Genomic DNA, 25,469 nt, shown 5'->3' on the forward strand with positions numbered 1-25,469 from the left:
AGCCGGGGGCCGGCTTCCTCGCCTGCGGCCACTCGTGCCGGCGGTGTGGGTGGCGAAGACTCCCCGCGTCGCGGCGTCTCCGCCGGTGGCTGACTTTGTCGCCCTGCGGCTGCGACAGCGGCCGGTGCAAGGGGGTGTGGGTGGCGCGCCCCCGCGTCGCGGCGTCACAGCTGGGGGCCGGCTTCTTCACCCTGCGGCTACTCCGCTGGCGGTGTAAGGGGGTGTGGGTGGCACCCCCCCGCATCGCGGTGCCACAGCCGGGGGCTGACTTCTTCACCCTGCGGCCACCCCTGCCGCCGGTGTAAGGGGGGTGTGGGTGGCGAAGCCCCCACCGCGCGCGGCGAAGCCGCGCAAAAACGACGATGGCGAGACCGGTTCGCGCTTTCCGCGAACATGCCTCGCCATCGCCATCGTGCGCCGCCAGGGACTCGAACCCCGGACCCGCTGATTAAGAGTCAGTCCGGATCGCCCTAGATCGCCAGGGACAGCAGGACCGGCGCCGCGTTCCGGTTCAGGGTGTCCGCGGCCTGGCGGAGGCGGTGGGCGTCCCCGACCGGGAGGGAGAGGGCCAGGCAGCCGACCGCGGAGCCGGCGCTGATCGGGACGGCCGCGCAGACCGTGCCGACCGCGTACTCCTGGAGGTCCAGGTGGGGCACGGTGGGCGGCTGGGACTCCAGGCGGGAGAGCAGCAGCCGGTCGCTGGTGATCGTGCGCGAGGTGAGGCGGGCCAGCTTGTGGCGGGAGAGGTGGTCGCGCCGGCTGTTGTGGTCCAGCTGGCCCAGGAGGCTCTTGCCGATCGCGGTGGCGTGGGCGGAGTACCGGAAGTCGACCCACTCGTTGACCACCGGGGTGGTCGGGCCGTCGGCGTACTGGGCGATCTTGACCTCGCCGTCCACGTACCGGCTCAGGTACACGGCCGCGCCCACAGAGTCGCGCAGCCGGTCCAGGGTGCGCTGGAGCTTGTCGCGCAGTGCCTGCTCGCGGCCCTGTGCGGAGCCGAGGCGGGTGAGGGCGTCGCCCGTGACGTAGGCCCCGTCGGTGATCTGCTCGACGTAGCCCTCGCGGCGCAGCATCCTCAGGAGGGTGGTCAGCCGCTCCGGGGTGAGGCCGGTGAGCCTGGCGAGCTCGGTGTCGGTGACTCCGGTGCTGTGCCGTGCCACGGTCTCCAGGACACGCAGGGCGTCCTGGGCCGAGTGGTACGGCGCGGTCGGCTCGTGCTTCAGCGCCACGGTGGTCCCCCTGCACTCGCTCTACAACTGGGCCGTATTGCGGACAGTGAATCTCTTCCACAGTAACGGTCAAGCGGCTTGTTGTGAGCGGTTGTTGACGAGATTAAGACCCCGGCGCACGGCTCTCAGCAGGAGCGCAGACACTCTGGCATATGCCCTCGTCATGCCCCGGAGCCCGGACCTCGGAGATTGAATCGTGTTCAACCCCTGAAGCGGCGACATCGCGCCGGAAATTTCCCCGCTCCGGGCCCGGGGCGAGACGGTCACCCGCTGTGAGAGCTTCTTCCCGGGCAGATCAGGTCGTGGTGAAGGTTGGCGACGACTGCCGCCTCCAGCCGGGTGCGCAGCCCCAGCTTCTCGATGATGTGCGCGACATGGGCCTTGACCGTTCGCTCCGCGATGCCCAGTTGGCGGGCGAGGAGCCGGTTGGGCAGCCCGCCTCCGAGGAGGACCAGGACCTGTCGCTCGCGGTCCGTCAGCTCATTCACGGCCGGTTCGGTCTCAACCGGCTGGAATGCGAGCCGACAGGGGCAGTGTGAATCTCCGGACTCGTGCGGTGTGTTGTGGCAGTGGTATTGCGTTGCATCCTTGATCGGCACGGTGATGGCTACCTTCCCCGTTTTCCTTCACCTTCGCTCGACACTCTAGGGCAGAGTCTTCGCGTTCGCGATCAATTAGCGGGATCCCCAGGCAAGTGAAAGGGGATGGGGTTCAGTTGAGGAAGGCGGGCAGTTATTCGCCGTCTTTGCCTGGTCGGTGAAATGCCGAAGGCGTGGGACGGCCCGCCTTCTGCAGGCGGGCCGTCCCGGGAGTGCGGGGTGCAGTCGCAGCTCAGGCCTTGACGCAGACCTTCGCCTCGCTGCGCACCGGGTTCGACTCGTCGAGGGGGGAGTTGACGTAGGCGAAGGCGCAGATGTTCTGCTTGCCCCTCGGGTTCGTCTCCTTCAGGGCCTTGGTGTACACCTTCTTGGCGGTGCCGCGGGCGGTGGTGTGCTTGATGTGGTTGTTGTTGATGCTGATGCCGACGACCACGACCTGGGACATCCGTACCTTGCACTCGCCCGAGGCCGCGCCGTTGGCGGTCCCGCCTGCGCTGACGGCGACGTAGACGCGGCACTTGTAGCGGGCCGGGCCGGTGGCGACCCACTTCCCGTACGCGTCCTTCCCGACCACGGCGGCCGGACCGGAGTGCGCGGTGTCGGCGGACGGTACAGCGGTGGCGGCCGGGCTCGCCGCGCCCAGCAGTGCGAGGGACGCGGCGGCTGCCAGGCCTGCGGCTGCGGTGCGGCCAACGGAAGTGCGGCGAGCGGTGGTCAATGCCATGGGGGGATACCTCCAAGTAGCCGGAACCGGTGACTTGGTTGAAATTCTTCAACGCCGTGTTCCCGGTTGCCATTGGGACTTGGGGAGGTGTCCACAAGTGCAATGCCCTTATGGGCAGTCGCGTTCAGGGAAGCGTGTGAAGGAAAAGTCACCCACCCTTCACGCGACCGCCCAGGGCCGGTTACAGGACGGCGCTCAGGAATTGCCGAGTGCGCTCGTGGTCAGGCTCGGTGAATATCTTCTGCGGAGAACCGGACTCGATTACCCGGCCCGCGTCGAACATGAGGACATCGTCGGAGATGTCCCGCGCGAAGTTCATCTCGTGGGTGACGCAGAGCATCGTGATGTCCGTCGTGTGCGCGATGTCGCGCAGCAAGTCCAGCACCCCGGCCACCAGCTCGGGGTCGAGTGCGGAGGTGACCTCGTCGAGCAGCAGCACCTGGGGGCGCATGGCGAGGGCGCGGGCGATGGCGACGCGCTGCTGCTGGCCGCCGGAGAGCTGGGTCGGGTACTTGTCCGCTTGCTCGGTCAGGTCGACCAGCTCGAGCAGCTCCCGCGCCCGCTCCTCGGCCTCGTCCTTGGACAGGCCGAGGACATGCACAGGGGCCTCGGTGATGTTCCGCATGACGTTCATGTTGGGGAACAGGTTGAACTGCTGGAACACCATGCCGATGTTCTTGCGCACTTCGCGGACGTGCTTCTCGCCGGCCGGGACGAGCCCGTCGCCCCGCACCTCGTGCGTGAGGTACTCGTTGCCGACCTTGATGGTGCCCTCGTCGGGCTTCGTCAGGGTCATCAGCAGCCGCAGGATCGTGGTCTTGCCCGATCCGGACGGGCCGATCAGCGTGACGTGCTTGCCGGACGAGACGGTGAAGTCCAGTGAATCGAGGACGGTGTTGGCGCCGAAGCGCTTGGTGACCTTGTCGAAGCGGATCAGCTCGCTGCCGTCCACCGCGGGGTTGGCCGTTTCTTTCGAGAGGCTGCTGTCAGTGGACAAGGCGACGCTCCAGGACTCGCAGGAGAAGGGACGCAGGGTAGGAGATGACGATGAAGGCGATGCCAACGATCGTGATGGGCTCGACCGTGTGGAAGGTCTGGGCGGAGTACTGCCGGGCCTCGCCCAGCATCTCCAGCACACCGATCACGAAGATCATCGGAGTGTCCTTGAGCATCGCGACGACGTAGTTGCCCAGCGCCGGTACAACGCGCCTGATCGCCTGCGGCAGGATCACCGCGAACCAGGTCCGGGTGCGGGGCAGGTTGAGCGCCGTGGCCGCCTCCCACTGGCCCGCGGGCACACCGTCGATGCCGGCGCGGTACACCTCGGCGGTGTACGTCGAGTAGTGCAGGCCCAGGCCGATCACGCCGGTGCTGAATGCCGAGAGCGTGAGCCCCCATTCGGGCAGCACGTAGAAGAGGAAGAACAGCTGCACCAGCAGCGGGGTGTTCCGTACGAACTCGGTGACCGCCATCACCGGCCAGCGCACCACGACGTGTTCCGAGCGCTGCAACATGGCCCACACCAGGCCGAGGGCGAAGGCGAGCACGGCGCCGAGCGCCAGTGCCTCGAGGGTGACCAGCAGACCGTGCCAGAACATCGGCATGAAGTCGCTGACCGCGTTCCAGTCCCACTTCACCGGACAACACCTCCACCGGGAGTCGCGCCCGACCGCGCGAAGTCGTCGACCTGGCTGCCGTTCATCCGGGCCCGCAGGCCCTCGCGCTTCTGCGGGGCCTGGCCGATGCCGGCCTTGGCGTGCCGCTCCACGACGCGCATGCCGCGGGTGAGGACGAACGCCAGCACGAAGTACATGACGAGGATGATCGTGTAGACGGGTGCGCTCTGGCCGGTGGCGTTGCGCACCAGCGAGGCGCCGAAGGTGATGTCGCCGACGCCCATGATCGAGACCAGGGCGCTGCCCTTGAGCATCTCGATGAGCAGGTTGTTGAACGGCGGGACCATCCCCGGCCAGGCCTGCGGAAGGATGATCTTGCGCAGTTGCTGGGCGGGGCTGAAGCTGAGCGCGATGCCCGCTTCACGCTGGGCCGGCGCCACCGCTTTGACAGCACCTCGCACGACCTCCGAGCCGTATGCGCCGTAGCTCAGGCCAAGGGCCAGCACCGCGGCCCACATCGGGACCAGCTGCCAGCCGAAGCCGATCGGCAGCACGAAGAAGATCCAGAACATCAGGATCAGCGCGGAGGTGCCGCGGAAGATCTCGAAGTACGCGCCGGAGAGGAAGCGCACGATCCACAGCCGATGGGTGCGCGCCAGGCCGATGACGAAGGCCACGACGGCGGCGAGTGCGGCGCTGTAGACGGTGAGCTGGACGGTGACCCATATGCCGTTGAGGAGGAGTTTCCACAAACCCCAGCTGATTTCGCTCATGGCTTGCACTTCTCCTTGGCGGTGATGGTCGTCATCTGGTCCTTCGTGAAGCCGAAGGGCCGCATGACCTCCAGGAGTTCACCGCTCCGCTTCATCTTGTGCAGCTCGCGGTTGAAAGCATCGCGGAGATGGGTCTCGGGGCTGCGGAACGCGAAGGCGCCGACGTCGATGACCGGCTTTCCCTTCACATACGGCGTGACCTCCGGTGTGCCCTCCACCTTCCGGGACTTGCTCTGGTTCACGACATTGCGCACGGTGACCGCCGTGCCGACGAAGACATCGACACGGCCCTGCTCGACCGCGAGGAGGCCGGCCAGCTGGTCGGGCAGGGTCGTGATGTGCTTGACCCCGGCCTCCTTGGCGTAGTCGATCTCCGCGTAACCGAGGCCGGTGGCCATTCTGGCGCCGGTCCTGGCGATGTCCTTGTAGGTGCGGAGGTTCTTCGGATTCCCCTTCGGCACGATGAAGGAATCGAGCATCTGGTATTCGGGGTCGGCGAAGATGACCTGATCGCAGCGCTCCGGAGTGATGTACATGCCGGCCGCGACGCAGTCGAACTGAAGGGAATTCAGGCCGGTGATCAGTGAGCCGAACTCGGTCGCGAACGGCTCTACGTTCTCGACCCCGAGCCGCTTGAAAATGCGCTCGGCGACGGCCGGCGCCTCGCCCGTCATCTTTCCGTCCTTGCCGATGTAACCGAAGGGCTGTTCGCCCGCCAGGCCCAGCCGGACGACGCCTTTCGCCCGCAGTTGGTCCAGCAGATGCCCGCCGTCGCCGGTGTCCGCCGTCGCCACCCTGCTGCATGCGCTGGTCGCGCCCATCGTGCCCACCGCGCCGAGCGCCGCTACCCCCGCGAGCAGCGAGCGGCGCCGGATGCCTCTTGTGTCGTTTCTTGTGTCGCTTCCTGAGTTCTTGCCCTGTGGTGGAGCCATGGGCGCGCGTCTACCCAGACCGATTGCACCTATGCCGTCTGTTTGCGGCCCCTGATGAGGGTGCGGCGCAAGACGACAAAAGAGACGTACCCGATGCCCGGCGCGGACATCGGGTACGTCCTCGGGTGAGCCGTCGTGAAGCGGTCACTGCTTGACAGAGGCGGCTACCACTTCATGCCGACGGTGGCGTTCTCTTGGTACGGCGCAGTCAGCGTCAGCCTGCCCTTCGGCATGTTCTTGCAGGTGAACGTCTTCGCGGGCCAGCGCTCGCGGATCTCTCCGCTGCACAGGATCCTGCCGTTCTGGCGCAGGTCCCAGCCGTACTTGTACGGCTTGTTGCCTCCGGTGAGGTCGACCGTGACCTTCACGGTCCCCTTCCCGGGGTGCACCTTGGCGAGGACGCAGTTGCCCGGTCCGCCGCTGCACGTCTTGGTCGCCGTCGCGGCCTCGGCGGGGGTGGCGCCGAGGGCCGTTCCGGCGGCCATGGCGACGGCCAGGACTCCGAGCAGGGTCTTGCAGGGACGGCGTGCGGTCGTCGAGGTCATCGGGGCGCCTCCTGAGCGGGATGTGCTGATGCTTCACAAGAGGTCACGCGTGGCGTCCTCCTGTGCGGGCACCAAGAGTCTTGTGGCCCGGGCACCACCGCTGCCATTGACTCTTGGGGAGGTGACCGAACGTGCAACGGCGGCGGGGGCGTGGCATACAGGGCTGAGCAGACCCAGCTGAAGGCAGGTCCACAGGAGGGCACATGGCCGACCGTCACATCGAAGTCTCGCTGGTCAAGCGGGGCGTCCACTGCACGGCGAAGCTCCTCGACGAGCGCGCGCCGCACACCTGTGCGGCGGTGTGGGACGCCCTTCCACTGAGTGGCGAGGTCTATCACGCCAAATACGCACGCAACGAGATCTACGCGCTGTTCCCGCCCTTCGCCGACCGGGAGCCACCCCTGGAGAACCCGACGGTCACGCCGATCCCCGGCGACCTCTGCTACTTCTCCTTCGCCGGCACGGAGCTGGGCACCAAGGCCTACGGCTACGGCACCGACGTACGCCCCGGCACCACGGTCGTCGACCTCGCCCTCTTCTACGAGCGCAACAACCTGCTCCTCAACGGGGACGTGGGCTGGGTTCCGGGAATCGTCTGGGGCCAGGTGACCGAGGGCCTCGACGTGATGGCCGAGGCCTGCAACGACCTGTGGCGGTCGGGGGCGGCGGGGGAGACGCTCAGCTTCCAGCGGGTGTGAGGTCACACTCGTCTCACCGCAGTTCGGCGGTCGCGAAGTGGCCGGGGCGGCGGACGCGAGGCGCTCGCTGAAACGCATGAAACACCAGCTCAAAGCATTCCAGGGCAGGCTCCGACCCAGGTTCACCGGACCCTGCGTGGCGTCCCGGCAACCTCCGCCCCGAACAGCGCATGCGCCGCCCGCAGCACCAGTGCGTCCCGGTGCCGCGCCGCCACCAGTTGCAGACCGATCGGCAGACCGTCCCCGTCCGTCCCGACCGGGACGGTCGCCGCCGGCTGCTGGGTCATGTTGAAGGGGTACGTGAACGGGGTCCACCCGGTCCAGCGCCGGTGGCCGGAGCCCTTCGGCACCTCGGCGCCCGCCTCGAACGCCGTGATCGGCAGCGTCGGGGTGACGAGGAGGTCGTAGGACTCGTGGAAGCGGCCCATGCGGCGGCCGAGTTCCATACGGACGTCGACCGCGGCGAGGTAGTCGAGGGCGGAGAGGCGGGCGCCCGCCGCGCAGATCTCCCTCAGGCCCGGGTCGAGCAACTTGCGCTGCTCGGGGCCCAGTTGCTGGGTCACCCGGGCCGCCCCGGAGAACCACAGGGTGTGGAAGGCGTCCACCGGGTCGGTGAAGTCGGGGTCGGCCTCGGTGACGTACGCGCCGAGTTCGGCCAGCCGTTCCACCGCCCGCCGTACCGCGGCCGCCACCGCGGGCTGCACCGCCACCTGGCCGCCGAGGGACGGCGAGTAGGCGATCCGCAGGCCCTTCACCCCGCCGGACAGTCCGGCGACGAAGGAGTCCGGCGCGGCGGGCAGCGCCGACCAGTCGCGGTGGTCGGGCACCCCGATCACGTCCAGGAGCAGGGCCGCGTCCGCCGCGTCCCGGGTCATCGGGCCGACGTGGGCCAGGGTGCCGAAGGCACTCGCCGGGTAGAGGGGCACCCTGCCGTACGTCGGCTTCAGGGCGAAGATGCCGCAGAAGGCCGCCGGGATACGGACGCTGCCGCCGCCGTCCGTGCCCAGCGCGAGGGGCCCCGCGCCCAGCGCCACGGCCGCCGCCGCGCCGCCGCTGGAGCCGCCCGCGGTGCGGGTCGGGTCGTACGGATTGCGGGTGACCCCGGACCGCGGCGAGTCCGTGACGCCCTTCCAGCCGAACTCGGGGGTCGTGGTCTTGCCGATGAACACGGCTCCCTGCTCGCGGAGGCGGGCGACGGAGGGGGCGTCCTCGCCCCAACCACCGTGCTCGGAAATCGTCTTGGAGCCCTTGAGGGTGGGGGCGCCGCGCAGCAGGATGATGTCCTTGACCGTTGTCGGGACCCCGTCCACCAGCCCTTTCGGTTCGCCGCGCCGCCATCGCTCCGTCGACTCCCGGGCCTGGGCGAGGGCCTCGTCGGCGAGCAGCCGCACGAAGGCGTTCACCTCCGGCTGGATCCGCTCGGCCCGCTCCAGTGCGGCCCGCGTGACCTCCTCCGGACTGAACTCGCCCTTGCGGTAGCCCTCGACGATCCGTACGGCGGTCAGCTCGGTGAGGTCGAGGTCGAGGTCGAGGTCGAGATCGCGGTGCGTCATCTGCCCTCCATCGCTTGGCGGTTCAGCGTCCTGGTACGTACCCGCGCTTCTTGTCCACCACGTTCAGCAGAGGTCTGCCCGCCTCCCAGCGCTCGTACAACTCCACGAACTGAGTGCCGAGTTGATCGCGCCAGCCGATCGTGTCACCGCTCATGTGCGGGGACACGATCAGGCCCGGGCACTCCCACAACGGGCTGTCGGGGGTGAGGGGTTCGTGCTCGAAGACATCCAGCGCGGCGCCCGCGATCCACCGCTTGGCCAGCGCCTGGGCGAGCGCGTCCTCGACGACCAGACCGCCGCGCCCGATGTTGATGAAGCGCGCGGAGGGCTGCATCACCCCGAAGCGGCGCGCGTCGAACATGCCGTGCGTCTGCTCGGTGAGCGGGGCGGCCGCGATCACCCAGTCGGCGCGGGCGATCAGCCGGTCCAGGTCGTTCGGGCCGTAGATGCCGGTGTGCGGGGTGCGCCCGACGATCGCCGTCGTCATGTCGAGCGCCTTGAGCGTGCGGGCGATCGTACGGCCGATGGGCCCGGAACCGACGACGCACGCGCGCGTGCCCGCGACCCGCTGCGTCTCGCGGTGCCGCCAGGTCCGCTCCCGCTGCAGCTCCCAGGTCCGCGGCAGGTCCTTGGCCATGGTGAGGACGAGCGCGGCGACGTACTCGGCGATGGGCTGGTCGAAGACACCGCGTGCGTTGGTGACCACGGTGTCGGAGGCGGCGAGTTCCGGACACATCAGGTGGTCCACGCCCGCGCTCGCCGTGTGCACCCAGCGCGGCCGCGGGCCCTCGCCCGGCCAGGCGGAACGTACGGCCCGGGAGGCGAAGTCCCAGACCAGCAGGACGTCCGCGTGCGGCAGCCGCTCGGCGAGCGTCGACTCGTCCGTGTGCTCGATCCGGGCGCGGCCGGTGAGTCTGCCGAGGCGGGGCAGTGGGTCGGTGTCCAGGACGAGAAGCGTCGGGGTGGTCATGCGGAAAGCCGTTTCTACGGGAGGTTGCGGCCGTCTGACATGGGAGGTTTGACCACGCTCGCACCCGAACCTACCTTCGTCAACACGGGTGCGATGGGGGGTCCGTTGCTCCGCTGTTTCTCACGGTGAGGCGGTGGCGCCATGGGTGCCATGGATGTTTCCTTTCTCGGCGGACCACTTCCCCAGCGGGGTGTGGGTGTGGTCGCCCCCTTCGACTTCGCTCTGGACCGCGAGCTGTGGCGCTGGGTCCCGGACGACGTCTCGCTGCATCTGACACGGACGCCGTTCGTGCCGGTCGAGGTGAGCCTCGACCTGGCCCGGCTGGTCAGCGAGCACGAGACGCTGGACGACGCGGTCCGCACCCTGAACGCGGTCGGGCCGGAGGTCGTCGCGTACGCCTGCACCTCCGGCAGCTTCGTCGGCGGAATCGCCGGGGAGCGCGCGATGTGCGCGGCGATGACCCGGGCCGGTGCGATCCCGTCCGTCACCACCTCGGGCGCCCTGCTGGAGGCCCTGGTGGCGCTCGGCGCCCGGCGGGTGGCACTGGTGACGCCGTACACCGTGTCGGTGACACGCGCACTGGAGGAGTACGTCGCCGAGGCCGGCGTCAAGGTCACCGGACGCGCGTACATGGGCCTGACCCGGCACATCTGGAAGGTCCCGTACCGCGATGTGGTCGCCATGGCCCACAAGGCCGTTCGACGGCCGGCCGACGTCCTGTTCATCAGCTGCACCAACCTCCCGACCTACGACGTCATCCCGCAACTGGAGGCCGAACTGCGCATCCCGGTGATCTCGGCCAACCAGGTGACGATGTGGGCTGCGCTGTCCCGACTGGGTACCCGGGCGGTGGGACCGTATCAGGCGCTGATCGATCCGGCGGCGCGCTCCGGTCCCGTACTGCCACAGCTCCCGGACGGTGAACAGCAGCAGGAAGGCAGGTCATGACGGCACTCGGATTCCTCTATCCCGGCCACTCCGCCGAGGACGAATACCCACGCATCGAGCAGTTGCTCGGCAGCAACATCCGCCTCGACGTCGTCCACACCGACATCGGCGAGGACGCCCACCGGGTGGACGCGTTGCGGGAGATGGGCTCGGCCGACCGGCTCGCGGCGGGGGTCGAGGAGCTGCGCATGGCGGGCGCGGAGTCGGTGGTGTGGGCGTGCACCAGCGGGAGCTTCGTCTACGGCTGGGAGGGCGCCCAGGAGCAGGTGCGCGCCCTGGCCCGAGCGGCCGGGCTGCCGGCTTCGTCGACGTCCTTCGCCTTCGTGCACGCGCTGCAGGAGGTCGGGGCGCGGCGGGTGGCGGTCGGTGCGACCTACCCCGAGGACGTGGCCGGCCTGTTCGCGGACTTCCTGCGGGCGGGCGGCGCGGAGGTGACGTCCGTCCGCGGCGCCGGGATCATCACGGCGGCGGAGGTCGGCACCTGGGGCGAGGCGGAGGTGTTGCTGCTGGCTCGCGAGGCTGATCGGGCGGATGCGGAGGCGGTTCTGCTGCCGGATACGGCGCTGCACACTGCTGCGCACATTCCGGCGCTGGAGAAGGAGCTGGGGAAGCCGGTTCTCACCGCCAACCAGGTCACTGTGTGGGAAGCCTTGCGGCTGGCGGATCGGCGGGTGAATGCGCCGATGCTGGGGGCGTTGTTCACTCGGGAGCCGATCGTGCAGGTCTGAGGTTTTTCGCCCCCGCCGCCCCTACCCGTCCCGTCCCGTCCCGTCCCGGGGGCCAGCCCCCGGGCCCCCGCTCCTCAAACGCCGGAGGGGCTGACTTCAGGCCCCAGGGAATAAAGCGGAGAGTGCCTCCTGTTACCGCTGGACGGACAGCAAGGCCGAAAACAGGAGGCACTCACCGTGACGGCAGACGAGAACGTGGCGGCGGACGGTATCCGAGGGACGGCACAGGGCACCGCCCCGGTACCCCTCTCCGTGCTGGACCTGGTCACCGTCGGCGCCGGGCGCACGGCCAGCGATGCCCTCCGTACCAGCGTGGCACTGTCCCGCCTCGCAGAGAACCGTGGCTTCCACCGGTACTGGGTCGCCGAGCACCACTCCATGCCGGGCGTCGCCTCCTCGTCCCCCGCCGTGATCCTCGCCCACCTCGCCGCCCACACCGAACGCATCCGGCTCGGCTCCGGCGGTGTCATGCTCCCCAACCACGCGCCGCTCGTCATCGCCGAGCAGTTCGGCACGCTGGAGGCCATGGCTCCGGGCCGCATCGACCTGGGCCTCGGCCGCGCCCCCGGCACGGACGGCGCCACCGCCGCGGCCCTGCGTCGCACGGACCGCCTGAACGAGGGCGCCGACGACTTCCCCGAGCAGCTGGCGGAGCTCACCCGCTTCCTGGACGACGACTTCCCGGACGGTCACCCGTACCGCCGTATCCACGCCGTGCCCGGCCCGATCCAGTCGACCTCGCCCGGCGGTGTCCAGTCCCCCCACCGTCCGCCGCTGTGGCTGCTCGGCTCCTCCGGCTTCAGTGCCCGCCTGGCCGGCGTCCTCGGCCTGCCCTTCGCCTTCGCGCACCACTTCTCGGCGCAGAACACCATCCCGGCGCTGGACCTGTACCGCGAGTCCTTCCGGCCCTCCGCCGTCCTGGACGCCCCCTACGCCCTCATCGGCGTCTCCGCGCTCGCCACCGACGACGAGAAGGAGGCCCGCCGCCAGGTCCTGGCCGCCGCCCTCAACATGGTCCGCCTGCGCACCGGCCGCCCCGGCCTCGTCCCGACCCCCGAGGAGGCCGAGGCCTACGAATTCAGCCCGATGGAGCGGGAGTTCGTCGACTCCTGGAACGCCAACGTCATCCACGGCACCCCGGACGAGGTCCGCACCGGCCTCGACGACCTCCAGAAGCGCACCGGCGCCGACGAGTTGATGATCACAGGCAACGCCCACAGCGGAGACGTACGACTGCGCTCGTACGAACTCATCGCGGAGGCTTACGGCTTCCCGACCACCTGATCCCGCTCGGGGCAGCGGGGCCAAGTGGTCCGGCGCCGTGATCCGGCCGGCAGGCCTCGGTGGAGGGCGGGTCGTCGTCCGTTTGATGTTGGGCGCGCGGCCGGGAGTGGGGTGGTTCGGTGGTGTGATCACACAGCACGGCGGACAACCCGAAGACACACGCCAGCAGTTCACACGAACGCAGACCAATCCCCCCGGGGCCCCACCCAGACCTCCCGCCGGGTCGGGACGGCGCTCGCGCGAACTGGCCTTGTGGGGCTACGAGTTGCCGATCAGGCGTTCCCCGGCCCGTGGTCGGGGGCCGAGCAGTTCGGAGATGCGGTCCGGTGACACCGGTCGTGAATACAGCCACCCCTGGCCGGTGTCGCAGCCGATGCGTCGCAGGCGGGATGCCTGTGCCGATGTCTCCACGCACTCCGCGGTGACCGTGATGCCCAGGCGGTGGGCGAGCTGGATCATCGCCTCGACGACGACCTCGTCGGCCGGGTTCGGCGGGACGGCGCCCTCCTTGTCGCTCTCGTACTGGAAGCCCCGTACGAAGGAGCCGTCCAGCTTCAGGACCGACACCGGCAGCCGGCTGAGGTACGCCAGGTTCGAGTAGCCCGTGCCGAAGTCGTCGATCGCGATGCCGACGCCCATACCGCTGAGGGCCTGGAGGGCTTGCAGGGGGCGGCCCGCCGAGCCCATCACCGCGGACTCCGTGAGCTCCAGCTGGAGCAGATGGGGCGCGAGCCCGGTCTCGGCGAGCGTCTCGGCCACATCGGCCACCAGGTCCGAGTCCCAGACCTGACGCACCGCCACATTGACGCTCACGAACAACGGCGGCTCCTCCGGGTGGTCCACCTGCCAGCGACGCGCCTGGCGGCAGGCGGTGCGCAGGATCCAGCGGCCCAGTGGCACGATCGAGCCGTCTTCCTCCGCCAATCCGATGAACCGATTCGGCGTCAGCATGCCGAACTGAGGATGGTTCCAACGGACCAGGGCTTCGACACCGCGCAGCCGCCCGTCCTCCATCCCCACCAACGGCTGGTATTCGAGAACGAATTCGTCGCGTTCAATGGCGGGGCGGAGTGTTGAGGCCAGGGCCTGGCGGGTCATGCGGTGGGCGTTGCGCTCCGGGTCGAAGAGCGTCCAGCGGGCCTTTCCGTCGGCCTTCGCCCAGTAGAGCGTGGTGTCGGCCGCCTGCATCAGGGCGGTGGCGGTGGTGTCGGCCGCGCGCCGCTCCACCACACCGATCGACGCCGACACCGACACCCGCTGACCGGCGAGGTCGAACGGCGCCTGCACCGCCTCCAGCACCGCCTCCGCCAGCTCGGCGAGTTGCTCCGTGCCCGTGGAGTCCTCCACCAGCAGGGCGAACTCGTCGCCGCCGAGTCTCGCCACCAGCGGTGCGCTCGTTCTGCCGTAACCCGCCTCGTCGGCGCAGCGCGTGAGGCGTTCGGCCACAGCGGCCAGCAGCCGGTCGCCGACGCGATGGCCGAGTGTGTCGTTGACGGCCTTGAAGCCGTCCAGGTCGAGATAGCACAGCCCGATCCGCCCGGTGCCGCTCTCCTCGTACGACTCCGCCTCCAGCGTGGCCGTAAGCCGCTCGAAGAACAGGGTGCGGTTGGGCAGCCGCGTCACCGGGTCGTGCATCTGCAAGTGCCTCAGCCGGCCCTGCAGTTCACGGTGGGCGCTGATGTCGGTGAGGCACACCAGGACGCACCCGTCCTGGCCGAGGGGGGTGACGGAGACCTGCACCCACACCGAATGCCCGTCGGGGTGCTTCAGCCGGCGCGTGCAGCGCAGCCTGGCCTCGCGGCCGCGCAGCACCTCGCGGTACGCGTGCCAGGTGCGGGCGTCGGACGCCAGGTCCACCAGGTCGGCGGCGAGGCGGCCGGCCAACTCCTCGGGTGCGCTGCCGAACAGGGCGCCGAACCCGTCGTTGGCGCTGACCACCAGCCCCTCGCGGTCGACGACCGCCATGGCCAGCGGCGCAGCCGTGAAGACCGAGCGGTACGCAGGCGACTCCGTGCGAGTCGTCAGCGGCTCGGTACGAGGAGACGCATAGTTGTTACTCTCTGTTACAGCGCCCCGGTCGAGGTCTGCCGCGGGCGCCGGCCCTTCGGACGTTCCGCTCACCGCTCGCTCCCGCAGTGCACTCGATCTCTGTCCGTGCCGGAAAGTGTGCCGATCATAGAGGCAGACCCGAGGGCCTTCCACCCCACGCCCAGTGTCCCGGATCGGGCGGCACTTCTGACAGATCGTTTCTGCCCGCGGCTGGACGGGTCGTTGGGGCGCCTGACCGCTTGTGACGTTCCGTGAGCGTTTCGGGGGTGTCGGCTCTGATCGGGCCTCGTGGCCGAGTCACTCTTCTGGGGCAGGCGAACAGGGCGTAATACGACAAACTGACTCAGGCTGGGTGCGGTGTCCCGAGTACCGCCCCCGGAGGTCCCTGTGCCGTGTCAGTCCCCCCTCAAGGATTTCAGGGGTTCCCGACTGCGCAGCACCGCCGCCGTGTTCACCACCCTGTCGGCGCTCGCCGCGACCTCGCTGGTGACCGGGCCGTCGATCGCCGAACCGTTCTCGGCGGTGCCGTGCGCACTGCAGCGCACCGACGCCCATCACTCGGAGGGCCTCGACACCTGGAACGCCGCATATCCGCGGCCGACCCGTGCGCTGAACGCCGTGATGATCTTCCTTTCCTTCCCGGACGCCGTCCCGCGGACCACGCCCGCCCAGCTGACCGCCGACCACTTCCCGGCCACCAGCCGCTACTTCGAACGCGCCTCCTACGGCAGGTTCACCCTCCATCCGCATCCGCTGCGGCACTGGATCCGGATGCCGAGGCCGTCCACGGCGTACGCCATGAAGCGGGACTGGAACGCCGAGCACCGGTCCGCATACCTGCACGACGCGCTCGCCGTCGCCGACCCGCAGGTCGACTTCTCCCGCTACGACATCGTCTACTTCGTCGCCGACCCGGACGCGCCCGGCGTGGACTCGGACGCGACGAAGGTCGTCAACCTGGACACTCCGCTCAGGGCCGACGGCACGGACATCCGCCGGGTCGTGACGGTGTTCGAGAAGCACCCGCCGGACCGGCTTGTGCTGGCCCACGAGACCGGACATGTCTTCGACCTGCCGGATCTGTACCACCGGCCCGACGACGGCAAGGGCGACTGGGACACCTATGTCGGGGACTGGGACCTGATGGGCAGCCAGTTCGGGCTGGCACCTGATCTGTTCGGCTGGCACAAGTGGAAGCTGGGGTGGCTGGCGCCGCGGCAGGTGGTGTGTGTGCGGGAGGCGGGCGTCACGCGGCTGACGCTGGAGCCGCTGGGTGCCTCGCCGGGGGCCGCGGTCGGGGGGGTGGCGGGGCCGCCGGCCTTCGGGCTCGGGCGCGGCGTGAAGCTCGCGGTGGTGCGGACCGGCCACGACAGCGTGCTCGCCTTCGAGGCGCGCGGGCCGGTCGGCAACGATACGGCGGCCTGCCGGTCGGGGATCCTCGTGTACCGGGTGCGCGGCGGTGCGCAGTCCGGCGGCGGCCCGATCGAGGTGATCGACGCCCACCCGCACACGGAGGCGTGCTGGGAGAACTCCGTCTATCCACCCCTCGCGGACGCCCCGGTCGCCCTGGGCGAGACCTTCACAGTTCCGGGGGAGGGGATCCGGGTGGACGTGGAGGGGCGGCGGACGGTTTCGGGTGCGTGGACGGTGAAGATCACAGCCGACGGGTGACTTCTTCGCCCTGCGGTGACGGCAGCCACCGGTGAAGCGGGGCGGCGGAGCCCTCGCCGCGCGCGGTCTCAAGGACGGGGGCCGGCTTCTTCACCCTGCGGCCACGACAGCCGCCGGTGTATGGGGGGTGTGGGTGGCGAAGCCCCCACAACGCGCGGCGAAGCCGCGCAAAAACAACGATGGCGAGACCGGTTCGCGCTTTCCGCGAACATGCCTCGCCATCGCCATCGTGCGCCGCCAGGGACTCGAACCCCGGACCCGCTGATTAAGAGTCACGGCCGCCCAGAGCAGGATCTCGGGGCCCGGCAGCCAGGGATGACGGGTGTCCGGAGCGACCAGCCAGCGGGAGTCGGGGGAGGCCGGCGGGGTGGGCGCGAGCAGGGGTGGGACGGTCACCGCGTCGCCGTTGCCGTGGCACAGCAGTGGCGGGATCGCTCCCGTGCGGCCGAACTCCTCCCAGCGCAGCAGCGAGGGCAGCCGCTGGGCCGTGCCGGGCGCGGCGAACAGGAGCATCCGGCCCCGGAAGGACGCCACCGGACCGGAGCCCGGCCCCTCGTCCCACAGCCGGTCGACCATCCGGCGCGCGAAGACCGCGGGCGCACTGACGACGTCGAAGGCCGTGCCGCACGGGAGCACCACCGGGGCGTCGGCGTGCTCCTTCCAGAGGGCGAGTGTGCTGCGCGGATACGCCCCTGCCGAGGCGAGCCAGGCGGCTCCGTCCGCGGTGACTCCGCTGATGTCGTAGCGGTCGGAGAACAGGTCGGTGCGTTCGCTGCTCATGACATCTATGTCTACCGGCTGTGAACGCACCGCTCCCGACAGTTGCCGGAAACCGGGACAGGTGGGAGAGGGGAGGAGTATCTTGCCCGCCTGGCATATGCCAAAGCGAAGCGGACCGTGTTCACACCGGGTCCGCGGAGCCCCGCCCTTCGGCCCCGCTCATCAGGTCCCGTCCGTACTCGACCATCTTCTTGGCATAGTCCTCGGTCCACTCGGCGCGTTCCGCGATGTCCGCCGGCGTCAGCCGGTCGAACCGCCGCGGGTCCGCCAGCTGCGCGGCCGCCATCGCCTGGAACTCCACCGCCCGGTCGGCCGCGGCGCGGAACGCCTGCGCCAGCTCCGTGGAGCGGGCCAGCAGCGCCCGCGGATCGTCGATCGACTCCAGGTCGAAGAAGTGCTCAGGGTCGGAGGCCGCCTCCGCGGGCTCGAAGAGCAGGGGCGCGGGGCGTAGCCGCGGTTCGTTCCGACGCGGCGTGGGCTCCGCCATGTCTTCTCCTCCTCGTACGTCGCGATCGACCCGTCCAGGGACCGGGCCACCGTCCATTGTCCCGCGGCCACGCAAGTGGGCCCGGGACCCCGGGTCTCTCAAGGTCGGAACGCCACCCGATGTTCCCCGAGCCGGGCCGGCACCGCGGTCACGGCTGCCAGCCCACCCGGTGCTCGGCCAGCCGTGCCAGCACCGCGTGGTTGGCCTCCCAGCCGTCCGGGAACTTCACCAGCGTTCCCAGCTGCACCGGCTCCGTGGACGGGTAGTCGTCCAGGAGCTCGCTCACCCCCGCCCGGCAGACCACGATGCATGCGTGGCGGTGGCGGGAGGCGAGGACGCACAGGCGGCCTGTTTCCAGGTGGAAGGCGGTGGCGTCGGGGCGGCCGGAGAGGGGGTGGAGGACCACCGTGACGTCGTATTCGCGGCCTTGGAGGCGGTTCGCCGTGTCGACCGTGACGTCCATGACCCCCAGCTCCGCGAGTGCCGCGCGGACGGCCGCCGCCTGGTCGCGGTGAGCCGTGCCGACGGCGATCCGGTCCGCGGTCAGCGGCGCGGGCTCCTCGGGCGCGCGCTCCGAGGTCGCCGCACCGCCTCGGTCCAGCAGCCGCCGTACGACGGTCGCCACCGCCCGCACCGCCTCGGGGTCGGTGCGCGGGGTGTGCCGGGCGGGCAGCTCCAGCAGGCCCCAGCCCGACTCGGCCGCCTCGTCGATCACCCGGTCGGGGCCGGAGCCGTCGGACGGGACGGCGAAGGAGAGGCCGCGGTCGCCGTGGTCCGTGCCGCTGCGGAAGGGCGTGTACGGGTAGAAGGCGTCCGAGACCAGGGGAGCCGCGGAGGCCGGGAGGCGCCAGGACACCGGCAGGCGGTGCTGCGGCAGGTCGGGGTTGTGGGCCAGGAGGGTGGTCACGGCGGAGGCCGAGGGGTCGTACGACAGCCCCGCCCACTGCTCGCTGCCCACGATGGAGAAGGGGTCGAGCTGGCCCGGGTCGCCCACGAAGAGTGCCCGCTCGAACAGCCCCGCCACGGCGAGCAGCGCGTCCGAGCGCATCTGGTACGCCTCGTCCACGATGGCGTGCCGCCACGGCTCGTCGACCTTCACATGCGCCCACTTCGCGGCCGTGGAGACGACGACCGAGAGGCCGCTCAGGTCGCCCGCCTTCGCCGACTTGCGGACGTTCGGCAGGTCGTCGAGCGCCTTGTCGTAGGGGTCCGTGTCGCTGCTGTGGAGACGGCCGACGGGGAGTTCCCCGTTCTTCTCCGCGAGCCGCAGCACGAGGTCGTCGACCTGGGCGTTCGTCTGGGCGACGATCATCAACGGGCGTCCCGCATCGGCCAGTTCGAGGGCCGCACGGACGACGAGCGTGGACTTTCCGGCACCCGGCGGGGAGTCGACGACCACGCCCCGGTGGGTGCCGTGCAGGGTGTCGCGGAGGATGGCGTCGGTGGCCTCGGCGGCCAGGGCGCTGGGGTCGGGCGGAGCTTCCCGAGTGCGGCTCGTCACTGGTTGTGCCATTCGGGTGACGGATGGTAGTGCCGTCGCGTGCTGAGCGAGAACCAAGCCAGCACAGCAACCTCCAATCTCTGGGGAAACCGGGCTGGTTCCAACCCGGCTGGTGTTGATCGCGGAAGACTCGTTCGCTCGCCGAGCGATCGAGCAGCGTGAGCCAGGAATCCGTCTCGTTCGCGGGATGGAGGGTTCAAAGGACGTCCTCCGCGGTCACGTTGTCGGCGATTTCGGGCATGGCGGCCGCCTCGCCCGGCGGTCCGCCGTGCGTCCAGGGAGTCTCCTCCGGGTCGGGCAGCTTCGGGCCGCCGCGCTGCTCGTGCTCGAAGAGGGTGAAGCAGAGCCGGTCGCCCTTCTCGGGCACCGAGCCGGCCTCGGGCTCCTTGCCGCGGCCCATCTTGTCGACGACGCGCAGCACGAGCAGATCCTCCGCCTCACGCCCGACGAACTCCGCCGCCTGCGGCTTGCCGCCCAGCGAGCGGTACACCTTGACCCGCTCGCCCAGGTGCGGACGGTCCTCCGTCCGTACGGTGACCAGCGGGCGGGGGCTGGGCCGCTTGCCCTCGCTGTACGCCATCACGACATCCGTCACCTCCCCGGCGAACGCCTCCCCGGACAGCCGCCGCCCCGCCATCACCAGCGGATCGTCGAGCGCCTCCTGGGCCTCCAGCCGGGCCTGTTCGCGCTCGCGCGCGGCGAGCTTGTTGGCGGCGGTGACCGCGTCGTCTCGGCGCGGCTGCGGCGGCTCACCCGCGACGATCCGGTCACGGTGGCCGGTGAACGACCAGCGGTCGCGCGTCCACCGCTCCTCGACATGCGCCCCGTCGGGCAGCGCCCGCAGCAGGTCGAGGCCCTGCCAGACCCTCTCCCAGGTGGGCAGGGTGCGGCTCAGCACCAGCTCGCGGATCTCCCGCTCGGCGGCGGTCAGTTCGCCGAGCCGGTCGTCCGCCTCCAGACCGTCCTCGGCGGCGGCGAATGCCGTACGCGCGCGGTCGTAGCGCTCGATCGCGGGCGCGAGCAGCTTGTTGTCGAACGCCGGGTCGGTGGCCGGTCCGGCGGGCGGGCAGAGCAGTTGGCCCTTGGCGTCACGCGCCAGCTCGGCGTGCAGGGCGGCCTCGGCGCCCGTCGAGCCGTCCGGCGCATCGATCCAGGCGAGCAGGGCGCCCAGGTGCTGGTCCTCCAGGGTGGACTGACCGGTCGCCCAGTGCCGGGACAGGACGTCCGTCATCGCCAGCAGGAGGGAGGAGCCGGGGACGCGGGCGCGCTCCCCGAAGTGCGTCAGCCAGCGGCCGAGCAGCGGCACGCGCGGGGGAGCGGGATACGGGGTCTCCGGGTTCTGTTCCGCCGTACGCCTGAAGCGCATGGAGCGGCCCAGCAGCCGTACGAAGTCGACACCCGCGCGGCTCGGCACGATCAGCTGCGGGGCGTCCGCGCACAGTTCGACCTCGACCTTGACCCGCTTGCCGGTCTCCGGGTCGGTCTCGTTCCGCTCGGCGGCCTCCACGTCCTGCGCGTACGCGTCGAGATACGGCAGGACGACATCGGCCAGTTCGGCCAGGAACGCGAACCTGAGGTCACGGTCGCGCGGTTGCGGCACGGCCAGCAGGCGCGGCGCGTCCCGGTCGGTGCCCACCAGCGCGCCGAGCGGGGCGCCGGCCTCGCCCGCCGTGGTGAGCGGCACGAAGACGAGGGGCCGCTCGGACAGATGCCGGTGCCGGACGGTGGCGGCGGGCTGGGCGCGGCCGGTGCGACAGGCTTCCAGCCGGGCGAGCGTCGTGATCAGCGACACGAGGCCTCCTCCGAACAGGGGGCCGGGACCTGTGGTCCGCAGTTCTGCAGTGCCTCGGCGCGCAGCCGCGCCGCCCTCCGCAACGCCATCACCGCTGGATCCTCCGGGTCTCCGGTTGCTCCCCGAGCCGCGGACAGGACCTCCTCGACCGTCGTCAGGCCGCCCAGTTCGGCGCGGAGCGAGCGGCCCAGGGACGTCACCGCGCCGGCCGCGCGGGAGCGGTCGCGGCAGTGGAAGGCCAGCTCGCAGGCGGACAGGCACTCGGGCGCGTATGTCGCCGGGACCGACTCCACGGCCGAGGTCAGCTCGGCGACGGGCAGCTCCGGGGAGAAGCAGGTGCCCTCGGGGAGCGTGTCCGCGATGTCCTCGATACGGGTGAGACGGGCCAGCTGGCGGCCGGTGACCGCACGCTGCTTGCGCACGTCGACGGCCGAGGCGGTCGGGAGGTTGGAGAAGTCCTTGGGGCAGACCAGGAGGATCCGGTGCCGTACCTCGGGAGCGGGGTCGAGGTGGGCGGCGACCTCTTCCAGTGCCAGCACGTACACCGCTGCCTGGCGTGCCGCCGCGCCCACCTTCGCCGGGTCCGCGGACCCGTCCAGCATCGGGAAGGACTTGATCTCCACGACCGTCCAGCTGCCGTCGGGGTGCACCACCACGGCGTCCGGCTCCAGGAACGCGGGGGAGCCCGCCACGTGGAGCGCGAGCATCGGGTGGTCGAGGAGCGTCCAGCTGCCGACGGCCGCGGTGGCCTCGCGCAGCGCCAGCGCCGTACGCGCCGCGCGACCCTCGGGGCCGGGCGCGGAGAGGTCCGGCACCTGGGCGTCGGCGGGCGGCTCCGCCCGCTGGTCCAGCTTCTCGTGCACCAGCCTGAGCAGCTCCGCGCCGCCGTCCGCCTTGACCTTCGCCTCGAACGCGTTGCCCCGCGTGAACGCGAACTGCGACTGCCCGAAGGCCGAAGGCGCACCCAGCGCGCTCGCCACCGCCGCCTTGTTCACCCCGGCGCCGTCCAGGATCGCGCGCCGTCTGCAACCGGGGTTGGCGGCGAGGGCGGCCAGGGCGCGCGCGTCCAGCGCCTTGGCCGGTACGTCGGGACCGCGCAGCTCAGCGAGCCGCTGCCGGAGCGCCTTCCCCCGCGTCCGTGGGAGAGGCACCCGGCTCGGCTCCGGATCCGATCCGGGACTCGCGCTGCCGTGGAATTCGCTCACCCGCGGAAGTCTGGCATCCGGCACTGACAATTGAGGAACCTGCGACCTGAGCGTCCCCTGCGCCGAAGGACAGCCGCTCCCTGATCGCGTCCGCGCCCCGCATGACGTACGGCGTCAGGAACAGCCCGACGCCCATCACGGCCACACCCGCGACCGCGTCGAGGAAGTAGTGGTTGGCGGTGCCCATGACCACGATCGTGGTGAGCAACGGGTAGGCGACGGCGGCGACCTTCGTCGTACGCGTCCTGCCGTACCGCCACAGCATGACCCCGCACCACAGTGCCCAGCCCACATGCAGGCTCGGCATGGCCGCGTACTGGTTCGTCATCCCCCCGAGACCGCGCGGGGCACTGGCCTCGCCGCCCCACCAGCCGTACGAGCTGTACTGGGCCATCGTGTCGACGAAGCCGTGGCCCGCGGAGAGGAGGCGCGGCGGGCAGGTCGGCAGGAGGGTGAAGCCGATCAGACCGAAGAAGGTGGACGTCATCAGCCAGGTGCGGGCCGCGCGGTAGTGCACGGCGCGCGATCTGAACAGCCAGACCAGGATCGCCGGCGTGACCACGTAATGCAGCGACGCGTACCAGAAGTCCGCCGGGACGCCGAGCCACGCCTCGCGCGTGAAGAGCCGGTTGAGCGGGTGCTCGGCGTTGATGTGCAGGAACTTCTCGATGTGCAGGATCGTCACGCCGTGGTCGACGGCGTTCGAGGTGTCACCGCGTGCGAGGAGGCGGCCGGCCGAGTAGCAGGCGTACACCAGCAGGATCAGCGGCAGCTCGGTCCACCAGCGCAGACGGGTCGGCGGGGTTGCTGCCTCGATGCCCGGTGTCGTCTCGGTCCTCGGCATCCGATCGCCTCCCCCTTCGTTCTCGCGCGGCGCCCGGCGGGCCGGTCGTGCCACTTTACGGCGTACGTGCGCACCCGCTTCGGGTGCCCCGGTCCTCAAAGACGCAGAGATCGCCCACCGGGTTGCCCGCCCCCAGCGTGCGCGATGATGGACTGGTTCCGCCTGCGATTTCTCCCGGAAGGCCTCTCAGCTCATGGCACCGCGCATTCTGCTGGCCCGGCACGGACAGACCGCGTGGTCGCTGTCCGGCAAGCACACCGGCAGGACCGACGTGCCGCTCCTGGAGGAGGGGCGGCGTGGTGCAAAGCTGCTCGGGGAGCGCCTGCACCGGGCGCCGTTCGAGGGGCTCCCCGGGGTCGCCGTCCGCACCAGTCCGCTGGCACGCGCGCGTGAGACGTGCGAGCTTGCCGGGTTCGGGGAGCGGGCGGTCGTGTGGGACACGTTGATGGAGTGGGACTACGGGGCGTACGAGGGGATGACGCCCGAGGAGATCCAGGGCGTGCGGCCGGGGTGGCTGATCTGGCGGGACGGGGTTCCGGAGGGGGAGTCGCTTGCCGAGGTGGCGGCTCGGGCCGATGAGGTTGTGGCTTGGGCGCGGGGGGAGGAGCGGGATGTGCTGGTGTTTGCGCACGGGCACATTTTGCGGTCGATCGGGGCTCGGTGGTTGGGGCTGCCGCTGGACTTTGCCGCGCGGATTCGACTGAATCCGACCTCGCTGTCGGTGCTGGGGTGGGCTTATGGCGAGCCGGCCATTGAGAGCTGGAACGACTTGGGGCACTTGACCGGGGTGTGAGCCGTGCTCGGGGGTGGTGCCGGCGGGCGGGGTGTCGCCGGCCGGCGCTTGCCGGTGCCGCTTTCTTTGGGACGGGTGCCGCCCCAGCGGCACGACTGCCCGCAGCTACGCGGATGCCCGCGGCTGCGCCTGTGCCCGCAGCTACGGCGGCTGTCTCAAGCCATCCGTGGCTGGGATGCATGGCGTTCCAGGAAGCCTGATACTCCTGACGCCCGGCGGTGGGGGAGCAGGACCCTCGCCGTTCCCGCCAGCATGGTCTGGACCCTGGACGACTGGACCTGGTCGAGGAGGTCCAGTACTCGCATGCCTGCTGCCGCTGCCTCGTCCGGGCGGCCGCCTCTGGCCAGGTCGTCTGCCAGTTCCGCCGTGTACAGGGCGATGTTGCGGGTGAAGTGCGGGTTCTGGAGCTGGGCCGCGCGGCGCGCGTGGCGGGCGGCGCGCGGCCAGTCGCCCAGGGTCGACCAGCACTGCGCCTCCAGGCCCTCCAGCTCGGCCTCCCCGTAGAAGCTCATCCACTCGGGGTCGGCGTCCGAGGGGCCTCGCTCGAAGAGGGTCTGCGCGCGGACGAGTGCCTGTTCGCAGGCGGTGCGGTCGGCGAGCCCCGCCCAGCCGCCCGCCTCGCGCAGCGCGAGCAGCGACATCAGCCGGACGGAGCCCAGGGGGCGCGCGACGCGTTGTGCGGCCTGCGCGGCCCGGACGGCCTCGCGGGGGCGTCCGGCGTCGCGCGCGAGGAACGCCGTGTTGCAGAAGCCGTGCGCCTCCAGGGCGTCGTCGCCGGTCATCCGGGCGGTCGCGAGCGCCTCCGCGTAGTGCGAACGGGCATCGTCGAACCGCCCCGAGTCGTGCGCCAGCCAGCCCACGGAGATGGCGAGTTCACCGGCGCCCGAGTGGAGCCGGTCGGCGGTCGTCTGCCGGGTCGCCCCGGCGTCCAGGAGCGCATAGGCGGCGCGCAACGGAGCCGATGCGCGCCGGTAGAGCCCGTCCGCGCCGTGCCGGTCGTCGAGCAGCCGGATTCTGCGTACGGCCTCTTCGAGCGCGTATGCGTCGTTCGCGCCGGGGCGGCGGACGGGACGTCCCGCTGCCGCGGCGTCGAAGGCGAGCCCGATCGGGCCCAGCGAGGCGGCGGCCACCGTGGCGCCACCGCCGGTCATGAATGCGCGACGCAGCACGTCGCTCTCCTCGTAGTTCTCGTGAAGCGCATGGCTCTCGTGATGCCCATGCGGGTCGTAAGGCAGTTGCGGGTTGTAAAGGACCTGCGGGTCCGGGTTGTCCTGCGTTTCATACGGCTCGTACGCCCCCTGCGTCTCACCGGTGGTGTGCGCCCGGCGTCCCCGTACGGACGAGCGGGACGCGAAGCCCAGGTCGGTGAGGGTGCGGCCGGGGAACATGTGCAGGAACACCCGTTCGTATGCGTAGTTGGGGCAGCGGATCTCGCCCGCCTCGACCCGGCCGATGTAGCGCGCGTCGCAGCTGACCCGCTCCCCGATCTCGCGCGCGGCCCGACGCACCGCGGCGGCGAACTCGGCCGGCGAGCGCTGTCCGCGCAACTGCCGGAAGACGAGGTTCGGCCGCGGTGGCCTGGGGGGCGTGGGCTGGGACGAGGTCAACTGTGACGACGCCATGGCCGGGTCCTCTCGTGCGAACCGTCGAACCATGCCGGATTCAGGGTGGGTTGCCCGTGTAGAGCCCTGTCTCCAGCGGGGAAGAACGTACCTGCTGTGCCGGACCGCTCACGCTGTGTTTGGCTA

At 70.6% G+C, this 25,469-nt stretch carries 24 protein-coding genes and 1 tRNA gene; 6 read left to right on the forward strand and 19 right to left on the reverse strand.

What is annotated here, in order from left to right; translation table 11 throughout:
• Window positions 1-413: 413 nt before the first annotated feature.
• From IH68_RS56625 to IH68_RS0136180, 9 genes are all read right to left on the reverse strand, one after another.
• Window positions 414-500 (reverse strand) — tRNA-Lys (locus tag IH68_RS56625).
• Window positions 471-1,229 carry an IclR family transcriptional regulator gene (locus IH68_RS0136145; protein WP_030943855.1) on the reverse strand — a complete coding sequence of 253 codons (759 nt, stop codon included), beginning with the start codon at window positions 1,227-1,229 and terminating at the stop codon, window positions 471-473. The genes IH68_RS56625 and IH68_RS0136145 overlap by 30 nt, the downstream gene beginning before the upstream one ends.
• 263 nt (window positions 1,230-1,492) lie before the next feature.
• On the reverse strand, window positions 1,493-1,717 hold the full coding sequence (locus tag IH68_RS0136150; protein ID WP_030943859.1) for a LuxR C-terminal-related transcriptional regulator: 225 nt from the start codon (window positions 1,715-1,717) through the stop codon (window positions 1,493-1,495).
• Window positions 1,718-2,060: 343 nt separating this feature from the next.
• A complete protein-coding gene (locus IH68_RS0136155; protein ID WP_030943861.1) occupies window positions 2,061-2,552 on the reverse strand; it encodes a hypothetical protein in 492 nt (163 codons plus the stop codon).
• 181 nt (window positions 2,553-2,733) lie between these two features.
• Window positions 2,734-3,504 carry an ectoine/hydroxyectoine ABC transporter ATP-binding protein EhuA gene (gene ehuA / locus IH68_RS0136160; protein WP_078912762.1) on the reverse strand — a complete coding sequence of 257 codons (771 nt, stop codon included), beginning with the start codon at window positions 3,502-3,504 and terminating at the stop codon, window positions 2,734-2,736.
• A gap of 34 nt (window positions 3,505-3,538) precedes the next feature.
• Window positions 3,539-4,189 carry an ectoine/hydroxyectoine ABC transporter permease subunit EhuD gene (ehuD, locus tag IH68_RS0136165; RefSeq protein WP_030943864.1) on the reverse strand — a complete coding sequence of 217 codons (651 nt, stop codon included), beginning with the start codon at window positions 4,187-4,189 and terminating at the stop codon, window positions 3,539-3,541.
• Window positions 4,186-4,941, reverse strand: a complete 756-nt coding sequence (gene ehuC / locus IH68_RS0136170; RefSeq protein ID WP_030943866.1) for an ectoine/hydroxyectoine ABC transporter permease subunit EhuC — start codon at window positions 4,939-4,941, stop codon at window positions 4,186-4,188. Before ehuC ends, ehuD begins: the two co-directional genes overlap by 4 nt.
• Window positions 4,938-5,873, reverse strand: coding sequence for an ectoine/hydroxyectoine ABC transporter substrate-binding protein EhuB (gene ehuB / locus IH68_RS0136175; protein WP_030943867.1), 936 nt, complete (start codon window positions 5,871-5,873; stop codon window positions 4,938-4,940). Before ehuB ends, ehuC begins: the two co-directional genes overlap by 4 nt.
• 164 nt (window positions 5,874-6,037) lie before the next feature.
• Entirely contained in the window at window positions 6,038-6,418 is a 381-nt protein-coding gene (locus IH68_RS0136180) for a hypothetical protein (protein ID WP_030943869.1), read from the reverse strand.
• Between the two features lie 203 nt (window positions 6,419-6,621).
• Here IH68_RS0136180 and IH68_RS0136185 point away from each other — a divergent pair, with 203 nt between their 5' ends.
• Window positions 6,622-7,116, forward strand: a complete 495-nt coding sequence (locus tag IH68_RS0136185; RefSeq protein ID WP_030943875.1) for a DUF3830 family protein — start codon at window positions 6,622-6,624, stop codon at window positions 7,114-7,116.
• Between the two features lie 122 nt (window positions 7,117-7,238).
• Here IH68_RS0136185 and IH68_RS0136190 read toward each other — a convergent pair whose 3' ends face one another.
• Both IH68_RS0136190 and IH68_RS0136195 read right to left on the reverse strand, forming a co-directional pair.
• Window positions 7,239-8,669, reverse strand: coding sequence for an amidase (locus tag IH68_RS0136190; protein ID WP_051833898.1), 1,431 nt, complete (start codon window positions 8,667-8,669; stop codon window positions 7,239-7,241).
• A 22-nt stretch (window positions 8,670-8,691) separates the two neighbouring features.
• Entirely contained in the window at window positions 8,692-9,639 is a 948-nt protein-coding gene (locus tag IH68_RS0136195; RefSeq protein WP_030943881.1) for a D-2-hydroxyacid dehydrogenase, read from the reverse strand.
• A gap of 150 nt (window positions 9,640-9,789) precedes the next feature.
• On the opposite strand from IH68_RS0136195, the gene IH68_RS0136200 reads away from it, so the two are divergent.
• The 3 genes from IH68_RS0136200 (at window position 9,790) to IH68_RS0136210 (ending at window position 12,599) form a co-directional block, all read left to right on the forward strand.
• Window positions 9,790-10,587 carry an aspartate/glutamate racemase family protein gene (locus IH68_RS0136200; RefSeq protein ID WP_030943883.1) on the forward strand — a complete coding sequence of 266 codons (798 nt, stop codon included), beginning with the start codon at window positions 9,790-9,792 and terminating at the stop codon, window positions 10,585-10,587.
• Window positions 10,584-11,315 carry an aspartate/glutamate racemase family protein gene (locus IH68_RS0136205; protein ID WP_030943886.1) on the forward strand — a complete coding sequence of 244 codons (732 nt, stop codon included), beginning with the start codon at window positions 10,584-10,586 and terminating at the stop codon, window positions 11,313-11,315. The genes IH68_RS0136200 and IH68_RS0136205 overlap by 4 nt, the downstream gene beginning before the upstream one ends.
• Before the next feature lie 195 nt (window positions 11,316-11,510).
• Window positions 11,511-12,599 (forward strand): LLM class flavin-dependent oxidoreductase, encoded by a 1,089-nt coding sequence (locus IH68_RS0136210; RefSeq protein ID WP_030943895.1) that lies wholly within the window; start codon window positions 11,511-11,513, stop codon window positions 12,597-12,599.
• A gap of 258 nt (window positions 12,600-12,857) precedes the next feature.
• Here IH68_RS0136210 and IH68_RS0136215 read toward each other — a convergent pair whose 3' ends face one another.
• Window positions 12,858-14,720, reverse strand: coding sequence for a putative bifunctional diguanylate cyclase/phosphodiesterase (locus tag IH68_RS0136215; protein WP_078912763.1), 1,863 nt, complete (start codon window positions 14,718-14,720; stop codon window positions 12,858-12,860).
• Window positions 14,721-15,035: 315 nt separating this feature from the next.
• Here IH68_RS0136215 and IH68_RS0136220 point away from each other — a divergent pair, with 315 nt between their 5' ends.
• Window positions 15,036-16,319 carry a M6 family metalloprotease domain-containing protein gene (locus tag IH68_RS0136220; protein WP_051833899.1) on the forward strand — a complete coding sequence of 428 codons (1,284 nt, stop codon included), beginning with the start codon at window positions 15,036-15,038 and terminating at the stop codon, window positions 16,317-16,319.
• A 90-nt stretch (window positions 16,320-16,409) separates the two neighbouring features.
• Here IH68_RS0136220 and IH68_RS0136225 read toward each other — a convergent pair whose 3' ends face one another.
• The 6 genes from IH68_RS0136225 to IH68_RS0136250 all read right to left on the reverse strand — a co-directional run bounded on the left by IH68_RS0136225 (window position 16,410) and on the right by IH68_RS0136250 (window position 22,928).
• Window positions 16,410-17,099, reverse strand: a complete 690-nt coding sequence (locus IH68_RS0136225) for a bifunctional DNA primase/polymerase (RefSeq protein WP_234341710.1) — start codon at window positions 17,097-17,099, stop codon at window positions 16,410-16,412.
• 121 nt (window positions 17,100-17,220) lie between these two features.
• Entirely contained in the window at window positions 17,221-17,586 is a 366-nt protein-coding gene (locus tag IH68_RS0136230) for a hypothetical protein (protein ID WP_030943902.1), read from the reverse strand.
• Window positions 17,587-17,734: 148 nt separating this feature from the next.
• A complete protein-coding gene (locus IH68_RS0136235; protein ID WP_030943904.1) occupies window positions 17,735-19,087 on the reverse strand; it encodes an AAA domain-containing protein in 1,353 nt (450 codons plus the stop codon).
• A gap of 196 nt (window positions 19,088-19,283) precedes the next feature.
• Complete coding sequence (locus IH68_RS0136240) at window positions 19,284-20,879, reverse strand: hypothetical protein (protein ID WP_030943907.1); 1,596 nt, start codon at window positions 20,877-20,879, stop codon at window positions 19,284-19,286.
• Complete coding sequence (locus IH68_RS0136245) at window positions 20,870-22,030, reverse strand: hypothetical protein (RefSeq protein WP_030943910.1); 1,161 nt, start codon at window positions 22,028-22,030, stop codon at window positions 20,870-20,872. The genes IH68_RS0136240 and IH68_RS0136245 overlap by 10 nt, the downstream gene beginning before the upstream one ends.
• Window positions 21,981-22,928, reverse strand: a complete 948-nt coding sequence (locus IH68_RS0136250) for a phosphatase PAP2 family protein (RefSeq protein WP_030943913.1) — start codon at window positions 22,926-22,928, stop codon at window positions 21,981-21,983. Before IH68_RS0136250 ends, IH68_RS0136245 begins: the two co-directional genes overlap by 50 nt.
• A gap of 193 nt (window positions 22,929-23,121) precedes the next feature.
• Between IH68_RS0136250 and IH68_RS0136255 the strand changes: the two genes are divergently transcribed.
• Window positions 23,122-23,721, forward strand: a complete 600-nt coding sequence (locus IH68_RS0136255; RefSeq protein ID WP_030943916.1) for a histidine phosphatase family protein — start codon at window positions 23,122-23,124, stop codon at window positions 23,719-23,721.
• A gap of 155 nt (window positions 23,722-23,876) precedes the next feature.
• Here the strand turns inward: IH68_RS0136255 and IH68_RS0136260 are convergent, their stop codons facing one another.
• A complete protein-coding gene (locus IH68_RS0136260) occupies window positions 23,877-25,343 on the reverse strand; it encodes a hypothetical protein (protein ID WP_030943919.1) in 1,467 nt (488 codons plus the stop codon).
• Window positions 25,344-25,469: the final 126 nt, after the last annotated feature.

Origin of the sequence: Streptomyces sp. NRRL S-646, assembly GCF_000720765.1 — a bacterium.
In the GTDB taxonomy this organism is placed as follows: domain Bacteria; phylum Actinomycetota; class Actinomycetes; order Streptomycetales; family Streptomycetaceae; genus Streptomyces.

Coding starts and splice junctions, on each gene's coding strand:
- IH68_RS0136155 (WP_030943861.1), bottom strand. CDS start 2,552: ATGGCATTGACCACCGCTCGCCGCACTTCCGTTGGCCGCACCGCAGCC.
- ehuC (WP_030943866.1), bottom strand. CDS start 4,941: ATGAGCGAAATCAGCTGGGGTTTGTGGAAACTCCTCCTCAACGGCATA.
- ehuB (WP_030943867.1), bottom strand. CDS start 5,873: ATGGCTCCACCACAGGGCAAGAACTCAGGAAGCGACACAAGAAACGAC.
- IH68_RS0136180 (WP_030943869.1), bottom strand. CDS start 6,418: ATGACCTCGACGACCGCACGCCGTCCCTGCAAGACCCTGCTCGGAGTC.
- IH68_RS0136185 (WP_030943875.1), top strand. CDS start 6,622: ATGGCCGACCGTCACATCGAAGTCTCGCTGGTCAAGCGGGGCGTCCAC.
- IH68_RS0136190 (WP_051833898.1), bottom strand. CDS start 8,669: ATGACGCACCGCGATCTCGACCTCGACCTCGACCTCGACCTCACCGAG.
- IH68_RS0136195 (WP_030943881.1), bottom strand. CDS start 9,639: ATGACCACCCCGACGCTTCTCGTCCTGGACACCGACCCACTGCCCCGC.
- IH68_RS0136200 (WP_030943883.1), top strand. CDS start 9,790: ATGGATGTTTCCTTTCTCGGCGGACCACTTCCCCAGCGGGGTGTGGGT.
- IH68_RS0136205 (WP_030943886.1), top strand. CDS start 10,584: ATGACGGCACTCGGATTCCTCTATCCCGGCCACTCCGCCGAGGACGAA.
- IH68_RS0136225 (WP_234341710.1), bottom strand. CDS start 17,099: ATGAGCAGCGAACGCACCGACCTGTTCTCCGACCGCTACGACATCAGC.
- IH68_RS0136230 (WP_030943902.1), bottom strand. CDS start 17,586: ATGGCGGAGCCCACGCCGCGTCGGAACGAACCGCGGCTACGCCCCGCG.
- IH68_RS0136250 (WP_030943913.1), bottom strand. CDS start 22,928: ATGCCGAGGACCGAGACGACACCGGGCATCGAGGCAGCAACCCCGCCG.
- IH68_RS0136255 (WP_030943916.1), top strand. CDS start 23,122: ATGGCACCGCGCATTCTGCTGGCCCGGCACGGACAGACCGCGTGGTCG.
- IH68_RS0136260 (WP_030943919.1), bottom strand. CDS start 25,343: ATGGCGTCGTCACAGTTGACCTCGTCCCAGCCCACGCCCCCCAGGCCA.